6 protein-coding genes and 1 tRNA gene are annotated in these 11,749 nt (G+C 60.3%); all 7 read left to right on the forward strand.

What is annotated here, in order from left to right; translation table 11 throughout:
* Positions 1-93: 93 nt before the first annotated feature.
* The 7 genes from dnaG to AC1UK9_RS25730 all read left to right on the forward strand — a co-directional run bounded on the left by dnaG (position 94) and on the right by AC1UK9_RS25730 (position 11,718).
* Positions 94-2,058 (forward strand): DNA primase, encoded by a 1,965-nt coding sequence (gene dnaG / locus AC1UK9_RS25700; protein ID WP_482578717.1) that lies wholly within the window; start codon positions 94-96, stop codon positions 2,056-2,058.
* A 67-nt stretch (positions 2,059-2,125) separates the two neighbouring features.
* Positions 2,126-3,973 carry an RNA polymerase sigma factor RpoD gene (rpoD, locus tag AC1UK9_RS25705; RefSeq protein WP_025108642.1) on the forward strand — a complete coding sequence of 616 codons (1,848 nt, stop codon included), beginning with the start codon at positions 2,126-2,128 and terminating at the stop codon, positions 3,971-3,973.
* Between the two features lie 126 nt (positions 3,974-4,099).
* Positions 4,100-7,846: a bifunctional diguanylate cyclase/phosphodiesterase gene (locus tag AC1UK9_RS25710; RefSeq protein ID WP_482578718.1), complete on the forward strand. Its 3,747-nt coding sequence runs from the start codon at positions 4,100-4,102 to the stop codon at positions 7,844-7,846.
* A 15-nt stretch (positions 7,847-7,861) separates the two neighbouring features.
* A tRNA-Ile gene (locus AC1UK9_RS25715) sits at positions 7,862-7,938 on the forward strand.
* A gap of 135 nt (positions 7,939-8,073) precedes the next feature.
* Complete coding sequence (locus tag AC1UK9_RS25720; protein WP_025108603.1) at positions 8,074-8,535, forward strand: Lrp/AsnC family transcriptional regulator; 462 nt, start codon at positions 8,074-8,076, stop codon at positions 8,533-8,535.
* A gap of 693 nt (positions 8,536-9,228) precedes the next feature.
* Positions 9,229-10,911 (forward strand): flavin monoamine oxidase family protein, encoded by a 1,683-nt coding sequence (locus tag AC1UK9_RS25725; RefSeq protein WP_025108602.1) that lies wholly within the window; start codon positions 9,229-9,231, stop codon positions 10,909-10,911.
* A gap of 12 nt (positions 10,912-10,923) precedes the next feature.
* Positions 10,924-11,718, forward strand: a complete 795-nt coding sequence (locus AC1UK9_RS25730; protein WP_482578719.1) for a carbon-nitrogen hydrolase family protein — start codon at positions 10,924-10,926, stop codon at positions 11,716-11,718.
* The last annotated feature ends 31 nt before the right edge of the window (positions 11,719-11,749 follow it).

Below are 11,749 nucleotides of genomic sequence, written 5' to 3' on the forward strand. Positions count from 1 at the left end.
CCCCGGTCGAGCCGCCCATTGCGCGCGCCTCACTCAAGACCTGCGTCCAGCCGCCCTTCGCATCGGACTCATTACAGCACAGACGAGAACGCCATGGCCGGGCTGATTCCCCAGAGCTTTATTGACGACCTCCTGAACCGCACCGACATCGTCGACGTGGTCAGCTCGCGTGTGCAACTGAAAAAGGCCGGCAAAAACTACACCGCCTGCTGCCCGTTCCATAAAGAGAAAACCCCGTCGTTCAGCGTCAGCCCCGACAAGCAGTTCTATTACTGCTTCGGTTGTGGTGCCGGCGGCAACGCCTTGGGCTTTCTCATGGACCACGACAACCTGGACTTCCCCCAGGCCGTCGAAGATCTGGCCAAAGCCGCCGGAATGGAAATCCCCCGCGAAGAAAGCGGCCGCCCGCACAAACCGCGGCAACCGACCGATTCGCCGCTGTACCCGCTACTGACCGCCGCCGCCGACTTTTACCGGCAGGCGCTCAAGAGCCATCCTGCGCGCAAGGCCGCCGTGGATTACCTCAAGGGCCGCGGCCTGACCGGCGAGATCGCCCGGGACTTCGGCCTCGGTTTCGCGCCGCCGGGCTGGGACAATCTGTTCAAACACTTGAGCAGCGATACCCTGCAACAGAAGGCCATGATCGACGCAGGCCTGTTGATCGAGAACGCCGAAACCGGCAAACGCTATGACCGCTTCCGCGATCGCGTGATGTTTCCGATCCGTGACACGCGCGGCCGGATCATCGCTTTCGGTGGCCGTGTACTCGGCGACGACAAGCCGAAATACCTGAACTCGCCGGAAACCCCGGTCTTCCATAAAGGCCAGGAGCTCTACGGCCTCTATGAAGCACGCAAGAACAACCGCAACCTCGATGAAATCATCGTCGTCGAAGGCTACATGGACGTCATCGCTCTCGCCCAGCAAGGCTTGAAAAATGCCGTCGCAACGCTGGGTACCGCGACCAGCGAAGAACATTTGAAACGCCTGTTTCGCGTAGTGCCGAACGTGCTGTTCTGCTTCGACGGCGACCAGGCCGGCCGCAACGCCGCCTGGCGCGCGCTGGAGGCCACACTGTCGAGCTTGCAGGACGGGCGTCGTGCGCGATTCCTGTTTCTGCCCGAAGGCGAAGACCCGGACACCTTGGTGCGCGCCGAAGGCACTGATGCCTTCAAGGCTCGAATCAACCAGCATGCGCAGCCGTTGGCGGACTATTTCTTCCAGCAACTGACCGAAGAAGCCGATCCGCGCTCTCTTGAGGGCAAGGCTCACATGGCCACCCTCGCCGCACCGTTGATCGATAAAGTGCCCGGGGCCAATTTGCGCATTCTGATGCGTCAGCGCCTGACCGAAATCACCGGCCTGAGCAACGAAACCGTCAGTCAGCTCGCGCAAAGTGCGCCGCAGGAAGCGCCGCCGGCGTACGATCCAGGCATCGATTACGACGCAATGCCGGACTACAGCGACTACCATCAGCCGCAGGCACAGGACATGTATGTGCCGCAGCAGGAGTGGACGCCGAAGAAACTCGGCGCCGGCGGCAAGAAGTGGGACAAGAAACCCTGGGACAAGAACGGCAAACGTGGCGGCGATCGCGATCAACAACGCCCGCGGACGCCAATTGGCGTCGAATCACCGACCCTGACCGCCCTGCGCACCCTGCTTCATCACCCGCAACTGGCCGAACGCGTCGAGGACGCCGGGCACATTGCGGACGAAAATCAGACCAACGCCCAGTTGCTTGTGGCGCTGCTCGAAGCCGTACAGAAGAATCCCAAGCTAAACTCATTTCAGTTGATCGCGCGATGGCACGGCACTGAACAGGGTCGCTTGCTTAAAGCACTCGCGGAAAAGGAGTGGCTGATTGATGGAGAAAACCTTGAACAACAGTTTTTCGACACCATTACTAGCTTGTCAGCCCGCCAACGCGAGCGAAATCTGGAACAGTTGCTCAGGAAAGCGCGTCAAAGCGAACTGAGCATCGAAGAGAAAAATCAACTGCGCGACCTTCTAAGTCGCAATGTTTCCGCATCAAACCCGACCTCAACTGGCGCGTGAGGTCATAGCTCAGGTATAATCCTCGGCTTGTTTTTTGCCCGCCAAGACCTTCAGTGGATAGGGTGTTATGTCCGGAAAAGCGCAACAGCAGTCTCGTATTATTGAGTTGATCAAACTGGGTCGTGAGCAGAAGTATCTGACTTACGCCGAGGTCAACGACCACCTGCCCGAGGATATTTCAGATCCGGAGCAGGTGGAAGACATCATCCGCATGATTAACGACATGGGGATCCCCGTACACGAGAGTGCTCCGGATGCGGACGCCCTTATGTTGGCCGACGCCGATACCGACGAGGCCGCTGCGGAAGAAGCAGCCGCTGCGTTGGCAGCGGTGGAGACCGATATCGGTCGCACCACTGACCCAGTGCGCATGTACATGCGTGAAATGGGTACGGTTGAGCTTCTGACTCGTGAAGGCGAAATCGAAATCGCCAAGCGTATCGAAGAGGGCATCCGTGAAGTGATGAGCGCTATCGCGCACTTCCCTGGCACGGTTGACCACATTCTCTCCGAGTACACTCGCGTTACCACCGAGGGTGGTCGCCTGTCCGACGTTCTGAGCGGTTACATCGACCCGGACGACGGCATTGCGCCGCCGGCTGCCGAAGTGCCGCCGCCGATCGACGCGAAAGCCGCCAAGGCTGACGACGAGACCGAAGACGATGACGCCGAATCTTCGGATGACGAAGAAGAAGCCGAAAGCGGTCCGGATCCGGTCATCGCAGCCCAGCGTTTTGGCGCTGTGGCCGATCAGATGGAAATCACCCGCAAGGCCCTGAAAAAGCACGGTCGTCACAACAAGGCAACGGTTGCCGAGTTGCTGGCCCTGGCCGAGCTGTTCATGCCGATCAAACTGGTGCCGAAGCAATTCGAAGCCCTGGTCGAGCGTGTTCGCAGCGCCCTGGATCGTCTGCGTCAGCAAGAGCGCGCGATCATGCAACTATGCGTACGTGATGCACGTATGCCACGCGCCGATTTCCTGCGTCAGTTCCCGGGCAACGAAGTCGACGAAAGCTGGTCCGACGCCTTGGCCAAAGGCAAGAGCAAATACGCCGAAGCCATTGGTCGCGTGCAGCCGGACATCATCCGTTGCCAGCAGAAACTGATCGCGCTGGAAACCGAAACCGGTCTGACCATCGCAGAAATCAAGGACATCAACCGTCGCATGTCGATCGGTGAGGCCAAGGCCCGCCGCGCGAAGAAAGAGATGGTTGAAGCCAACTTGCGTCTGGTGATCTCGATCGCCAAGAAGTACACCAACCGCGGCCTGCAATTCCTCGATCTGATCCAGGAAGGCAACATCGGTCTGATGAAAGCGGTGGACAAGTTCGAATACCGTCGTGGTTACAAGTTCTCGACTTATGCCACCTGGTGGATCCGTCAGGCGATCACTCGCTCGATCGCCGACCAGGCCCGCACCATCCGTATTCCGGTGCACATGATCGAGACGATCAACAAGCTCAACCGCATTTCCCGCCAGATGCTGCAGGAAATGGGTCGCGAACCGACCCCGGAAGAGCTGGGCGAACGCATGGAAATGCCTGAGGACAAGATCCGCAAGGTGTTGAAGATCGCTAAAGAGCCGATCTCCATGGAAACCCCGATCGGTGATGACGAAGACTCCCATCTGGGCGACTTCATCGAAGACTCGACCATGCAGTCGCCAATCGATGTTGCGACCGTTGAGAGCCTTAAAGAAGCGACTCGCGAAGTGCTGTCCGGCCTCACTGCCCGTGAAGCCAAGGTACTGCGCATGCGTTTCGGTATCGACATGAACACCGACCACACACTCGAAGAAGTGGGCAAACAGTTTGACGTAACGCGTGAGCGGATCCGTCAGATCGAAGCCAAGGCGCTGCGCAAGCTGCGCCACCCGACGCGAAGCGAGCATCTGCGCTCCTTCCTCGACGAGTGATACCAGAACCCCCGGCCCAGGCCGGGGGTTTTGTTTACAGGGCAGATTAAATCCCCCGCACCGCCCCTCCTCCGCATACCCCGTCTACACTCGAAACTATGAATCCCGTGCCCTAACGAGACGGTTATGCCCAGACTGGCGCCCGTGCTTTTCTTGCTGTCACTGATGATCTGGACCGCAACGGCTAACGCGCTGACTCTGACCGATGAAGAACGTAGCTGGCTCGCGGCTCACCCGGACTTGCGCCTGGGTGTCGATGCCTCGTGGCCGCCGTTCGAGTTCCGCGATGAACAGAACCGCTATCAAGGCCTGGCCGCTGATTACATCGACGTGATCCGCCAGCGTCTGGCAGTCAAACTCACCCCGATCGAGCCGTCGAGCTGGACCGAAGTGCTGGCGCAAGTGAAAGCCGGCAAGATTGATCTGCTGCCGGGGATCATGTCCACACCCGAGCGCCAGAACTATCTGTCGTTCACTCGCCCCTATCTCGACTTCCCGATTGTGATCCTCGCCCACATCGGCGGCGCACAACCCCGCAAAATCGAAGACCTGTACGGCCTGAAGATCGCCGTAGTGGAGAACTACGCCCCCCACGAACTCCTGCGCACCCACCATCCCGACCTGAATCTGGTGGCCATGCCCAATGTCAGCTCGGCACTCCAGGCGCTGGCCACCGATGAGGTAGACGCTGTGGTCGGCGACCTCGCGTCCAGCGTCTGGAGCCTGCGCCAGCTCAAACTCGACGGTTTATACGTGAGCGGCGAAACCCCGTATCGCTACCAGTTGGCCATGGGCGTGCCCCGTGACAACAAAATGCTGGTGGGCATTCTGGACAAAGTCCTGGCGGACATGAGCCCGGAGGAAATCAGCAGCATTCAGGAACATTGGGTCGGCAATGTCCTGGACCATCGGACATTCTGGTCGGACCTGCTGATTTACGGCCTGCCAGGTCTTTTGTTGCTGGTGATCATCCTTGTGGTGGTCATTCGTATCAACCGCCGCCTCAGTTCGGAAATCGCTCGACGCGTCGACCTCGAACAGGAATTGCGCAGCAGCGAATACCACTACCGCGGCCTGGTAGAGAGCCTGTCGGCCATCGCCTGGGAAGCGCGCATGAGCGACTTCACCTACAGCTATGTTTCGCCCCATGCCGAGGATTTGCTCGGTTATCCACAGGCGCATTGGTTGATCCCGGGTTTCTGGCGCAACATCATCCACCCCGCCGACCTCACCCGCGCGCAGGCCATCTGCGATGACGCGGTGCGCGAAGGGCGTGATCATACCCTCGACTATCGGGTGATCACCGCTGACGGGCGCTGCCTGTGGGTGCGTGACATCGTCAGCCTGATTGAACACGGGCATGAGCCGGTGATGCGCGGACTGATGATCGACATCAGCGAGACCAAGCGTACCGAGGAGGCGCTGCGGCTGTCGGAGCAGAAATTCGCCTCGGTATTCCAGCAATGCCCGGACATTCTGGTGATCGCGCGACTGTCCGACGGCTGCCTGCTGGAGGTCAACGAAGCCTTTGAAGAACAAATCGGCCTGAAAGCCGAAGAGGTCGTCGGTCAGACCGCCACCGAACTCAACATCTGGGGAATTCCCGGGGTCGGGCCGGGGCTGCTGCAGCGCTTGCAGGCCGGCAGCATCCGCAATCTGGAGATGCCCTTTCGCCGCAACAACGGCCAGGTGTTCACTGGCCTGATCTCCGCCGAACCGTTCGACCTCGACACCACCCCGGCGCTGGTGGTGGTGGTGCGCGACATCACCCAGCTGAAGGAAACCCAGCAGCAGCTGCAAACCTCCGAAGAGAAATTCGCCAAGGCCTTCCACGCCTCGCCGGACGGCTTGCTGCTGTCGCGCCAGAGCGACGGCCTGCTGCTGGAGGTCAATGAGGGTTTCAGCCGCATCACCGGTTTCAACAGCGCGATGTCGGTGGACCGCTCGGCACTGGACCTGGGGATCTGGGTCAACCTCAATGAACGCAAGCAGATGCTCGACCTGCTGCACCGCGACGGTTTCGTGCGCGATTTCAGCTGCCACATCCGCCGCAGCGACGGGCAGATCCGCCTGTGTGAAGTGTCCAGCCGACCGCTGCCGATCGGCGAAGAAGACTGCATGCTGACCATCGCCCGGGACATCACCGAGCGGCATCTGATGCAAGAAAAACTGCAGCAGGCGGCCACCGTGTTCGAGAGCACCGCCGAGGGCGTGCTGATCACCGACACCCAGCAGCACATCAGCGCGGTCAACCGCGCCTTCACCGAAATCACCGGCTACAGCGAAAGCGAAGCCCTCGGCCACACCCCGCGCCTGCTCGCCTCGGGCCTGCACGACAGCGCGTTTTATGCGGCGATGTGGCACCAGTTAACCGACGAGGGTCACTGGCAGGGCGAGATTTCCAACCGGCGCAAGAACGGCGAGTTGTACCCGAGCTGGCTGACCATCAGCGCCGTGCGCAACCGCGACAAGTTCATCACCCACTTCGTCGCGGTGTTTGCCGATATATCCAGCCTCAAACACGCGCAGGCCAAACTCGATTACCAGGCACATCATGACCCGCTCACCGGCCTGCCGAATCGCACCCTGTTTGAAGGTCGTCTGCTCACCGCGCTAAACAGCCAGCAGGAAAATGGCAGTCAGGGCGCTGTGCTGTTCCTTGATCTGGACCGCTTCAAGCACATCAACGACAGCCTCGGCCACCCGGTCGGCGACCTGCTACTCAAGGGCATTGCCGTGCGCTTGAAAGAACAATTGCGCGACATCGATACCGTCGCACGCCTGGGCGGCGATGAATTCATTATCCTGTTGCCGGGCCTGCAACAGGCCAGCGACGCCGACCACATCGCCACCAAACTGCTCAATTGCTTCGGCGCACCGTTCCAGGCCGGCGAACACGAGTTCTTCATCAGCGCCAGCATCGGCACCAGCCTGTATCCACGGGACGGCTGCGACGTCGCCACGCTGGTGAAAAACGCCGACGCGGCGATGTACCGCTCCAAGGCCAAGGGCCGCAACCGCGTCGAAAGCTACACCCGCGACCTCACCGCACAGGCCAGCGAGCGTGTGGCGCTGGAACACGAACTGCGCCGCGCCATCGAACGCGACGAACTGTTCCTCTACTACCAACCGAAGATCAGCCTCGACGACCATCGTCTGGTGGGCGCCGAAGCGCTGATTCGCTGGCGTCACCCGACCTTCGGCGAAGTACCGCCGGAGCACTTCATCCCGCTGGCCGAAGAGAACGGCATGATCCTGCAGATCGGCGACTGGGTGCTCGAAACCGCCTGCCGGCAGATGTTCGAATGGAACCAGATCTACGAAAGCCTCGGCCCGTTGTCAGTCAACCTCGCCGGCGCGCAGCTGCGCCAGCCGAACCTGCTCGGGCGCATCGAACAATTGCTCCGGGAAAACCGTTTGCAGCCGGATTTACTGCAACTGGAAATTACCGAAAACTTCATCATGAGCCAGGCCGAAGAAGCACTGGCGGTGCTGCACCAGCTCAAACACCTGGGTGTACAACTGGCGATCGACGACTTCGGTACCGGCTATTCCTCGCTCAGTTACCTCAAACGCCTGCCACTGGACATCCTCAAGATCGACCAGTCATTCGTCCGCGGCCTGCCCGATGACCCCCACGACGCAGCGATTGTGCGGGCCATCATCGCCCTTGGCCGGAGCATGCAATTCACTGTGATTGCCGAAGGTGTGGAAACCCAGGCCCAACAGCAATTCCTCGCCGCCGAGGGCTGCGAACAGATCCAGGGCTACATCGTCAGCCTGCCGCTGCCGCCAGAAGAATTCGCCGCAACGTTTCTGCGCATTACCGTATCGGATTATTCGGATAGCACAGCCGAGAAACCGTCGCTATAATCCGCGACCTACTGAGGGCCTATAGCTCAGTTGGTTAGAGCAGAGGACTCATAATCCTTTGGTCCACGGTTCAAGTCCGTGTGGGCCCACCAAATTCGAAAGCCGCGCAAATGCGCGGCTTTTTCGTTTCTGCGTTTCATCCCGACTACGATAAGGGGCTTCCATATCCAGCTGGCTGACGCTGTAACATGCTCGCCCAAAGACCCGCGCCCCATGGAGCCCCGCCCTTGCCAGACATCCGCCCGCCCGTGCTCGATGAAATCGACCGCCAATTGATCGCCGCCCTGCAAATCAACGCCCGCGAGAGCGTGGCAATGCTCGCCCGGCAGTTGGGCATTGCGCGCACCACTGTCACATCGCGGCTGGCGCGACTGGAAAAGGCCAAGGTGATCACCGGCTATGGCGTGCGGCTGGGGCAGCGGGTGGTCGATGGCGGGTTGCAGGCGTATGTCGGGATCAAGGTGCAGCCGCGCTCCGGCAAGGAAGTGTTGCGCCGCTTGAGTGCGATGGCGCAGGTCCAGCAGTTGTGTGCGGTGAGTGGCGAATTTGATTACGTGGCGTGGTTGCGCACCGATTCGCCGGAACAGCTGGATCAGTTGCTGGATCAGATTGGCGGGGTGGATGGGGTGGAGAAGACCACTACTTCGATTATTTTGAGTAGCAAGATTGATCGCGGGCAGCCGGTTTAAGTGTTGGTCGTGACATTTCGGTTGGCGGATAGGGCCTCTTCGCGAGCAAGCCCGCTCCCACTTTTGACCGAGTCACGCACAGAATCTGCGCCAGCTACAAATCCACTGTGGGAGCGGGCTTGCTCGCGAAGGCGGTGGATCAGCCACTGTTGATCGCGACTGACGAGAAGCTTTCGCGAGCAAGCCCGCTCCCACTTTTGACCGGGTCACGCACAGAATCTGCGCCAGCTACAAATCCACTGTGGGAGCGGGCTTGCTCGCGAAGGCGGTGGATCAGTCACTGTTGATCGCGACTGACAGAACGCTTTCGCGAGCAAGCCCACTCCCACCTTTGACCAGGTCGTGCACGGAATCTTCGCCAGCCACAGATCCACTGTGGGAGCGGGCTTGCTCGCGAAGGCGGTGGTTCAGTCACTGTTGATGGCGACTGACAGAACGCTTTCGCGAGCAAGCCCGCTCCCACTTTTGACCAGGTCGTGCACAGAATCTGCGCCAGCTACAAATCCACTGTGGGAGCAGGCTCGCGCCTACATTTTGGTCGGTGTGCAGTCATCAATCGTCATATTGATCAGTTAATTGGCAAAACGACGACACTTTGCGTCTTATTAACGTGTTCTACGCTCCCTAGAATGGCTGGCATCTTTTCCTATACTCAGACGCGCATTCGGCGTCGGGTCGCCAGCAAGGTCAGCCATGAACAAGAACAATCGCCATCCTGCAGACGGTAAGAAACCAGTCACCATTTTCGGTCCGGACTTTCCTTTCGCTTTCGACGACTGGATCGAACACCCGGCCGGTCTCGGCAGTATCCCTGAACACCATCACGGCGCTGAAGTGGCGATTGTCGGCGCCGGTATCGCTGGCCTGGTGGCCGCGTACGAACTGATGAAGCTCGGCCTGAAACCGGTGGTTTACGAGGCGTCGAAGCTCGGCGGGCGTTTGCGTTCGCAAGCATTCAACGGCACTGACGGGATCGTCGCGGAACTGGGCGGCATGCGTTTCCCGGTGTCCTCCACCGCCTTCTACCACTACGTCGACAAGCTCGGCCTCGAGACCAAACCTTTCCCGAACCCGCTGACGCCGGCCTCCGGCAGCACCGTGATCGACCTGGAAGGCAAAACCCATTACGCACAAAGCCTGAAGGATCTTCCTGCACTGTTCCAGGAAGTGGCTGACGCCTGGGCGGATGCGCTGGAGGCCGGCTCGCAGTTCGCCGATATCCAGCAAGCAATCCGCGACCGCGATGTGCCACGCCTCAAGGCACTATGGAACAAGCTCGTGCCGCTGTGGGATGACCGCACGTTCTACGACTTCGTTGCCACGTCCGAGGCCTTTGCCAAGCTGTCGTTCCATCACCGCGAAGTGTTTGGTCAGGTCGGTTTCGGCACCGGCGGCTGGGACTCGGACTTCCCCAACTCGATGCTGGAAATCTTCCGCGTGGTGATGACCAACTGCGACGATCACCAGCACTTGGTAGTCGGCGGTGTGGAACAAGTGCCGCAAGGCATCTGGCGGCATGTGCCGGAGCGCTGCGTGCACTGGCCTGAAGGCACCAGCCTGAAATCCCTGCACCGGGGCGCACCGCGTTCCGGCGTGAAGAAAATCGCCCACGCGCCGGACGGCCGTTTCGCCGTCACCGACAACAACGGCGACACCCGCGAATACGCCGCTGTGCTGACTACCTGCCAGAGCTGGCTGCTGACCACCCAGATCGAATGCGATGAAACCCTGTTCTCGCAGAAGATGTGGATGGCGCTGGACCGCACCCGCTACATGCAGTCGTCGAAAACCTTCGTGATGGTCGATCGCCCGTTCTGGAAGGACAAGGACCCGGAAACCGGCCGCGACCTGATGAGCATGACCCTCACCGATCGCCTGACCCGTGGCACCTATCTGTTCGATAACGGCGACGACAAGCCGGGCGTGATCTGCCTGTCGTACTCGTGGATGAGCGACGCGCTGAAGATGCTGCCGCACCCGGTGGAAAAACGCGTAGAGCTGGCGTTGAATGCGCTGAAGAAGATCTACCCGAAAGTCGACATCGCCGCACGGATCATTGGCGATCCGATCACCGTGTCGTGGGAAGCCGACCCGTACTTCCTCGGGGCGTTCAAGGGCGCCCTGCCCGGTCACTATCGCTACAACCAGCGCATGTACGCGCACTTCATGCAGGACGACATGCCAGCCGAGCAGCGCGGGATTTTCATCGCCGGTGACGACGTGTCGTGGACGCCGGCGTGGGTCGAAGGCGCGGTGCAGACTTCGCTCAACGCGGTGTGGGGCATCATGAAGCACTTCGGCGGGTCGACACATAAAGCGAACCCGGGCCCGGGTGATGTGTTCAAAGACATCGGCCCTATCGCCCTGCCCGAGTAAGAGGAATCCCCGATGCGTGTAGCCCTTTACCAATGTCCACCGCTGCCTCTGGACCCCGCCGCCAACCTGCAACGCCTGCACCAAGTGGCGATGGAGGCCAAGGGCGCCGACCTGCTGGTGCTGCCGGAGATGTTTCTGACCGGCTACAACATCGGCGCCGAGGCAGTCAGCACATTGGCCGAGGTCTACAACGGCGAATGGGCGCAACAGATCGGTCGAATTGCCAAAGCCGCCGGACTGGCGATTGCCTACGGTTATCCGGAGCGCACCGCCGACGGGCAGATCTACAACGCCGTGCAGTTGATCGATGCGCACGGTGAGCGCCTGTGCAATTACCGCAAGACGCATCTGTTCGGCGATCTGGATCGCTCAATGTTCAGCCCGGGCGAAGACGATTTTCCGCTGGTCGAGCTCAACGGCTGGAAGCTCGGTTTCCTGATCTGCTACGACCTGGAGTTTCCGGAGAACGCGCGACGTCTGGCGCTGGCCGGCGCCGAGCTGATTCTGGTGCCGACGGCGAACATGATTCCGTTCGATTTTGTCGCCGACGTCACCGTGCGTTCCCGTGCCTTCGAAAACCAGTGCTACGTGGCCTACGCCAACTACTGCGGGCATGAAGGCGAGATCCACTATTGCGGGCAAAGCAGCATCGCCGCGCCGGACGGCAGTCGTATCGCCCAGGCCGGACTTGATGAAGCGCTGATCGTCGGCGAGCTGGATCGTCAGTTGATGGTCGATTCTCGCGCCGCCAATCGCTACCTCAGTGACCGCCGCCCGGAGCTTTACAACGCACTGAACAAGCGCTGACCCCACGCAATCCGCTAGCATTGGCACTTCA

The sequence above is a fragment of the Pseudomonas sp. AK-TSAG1-1 genome, from assembly GCF_056821665.1.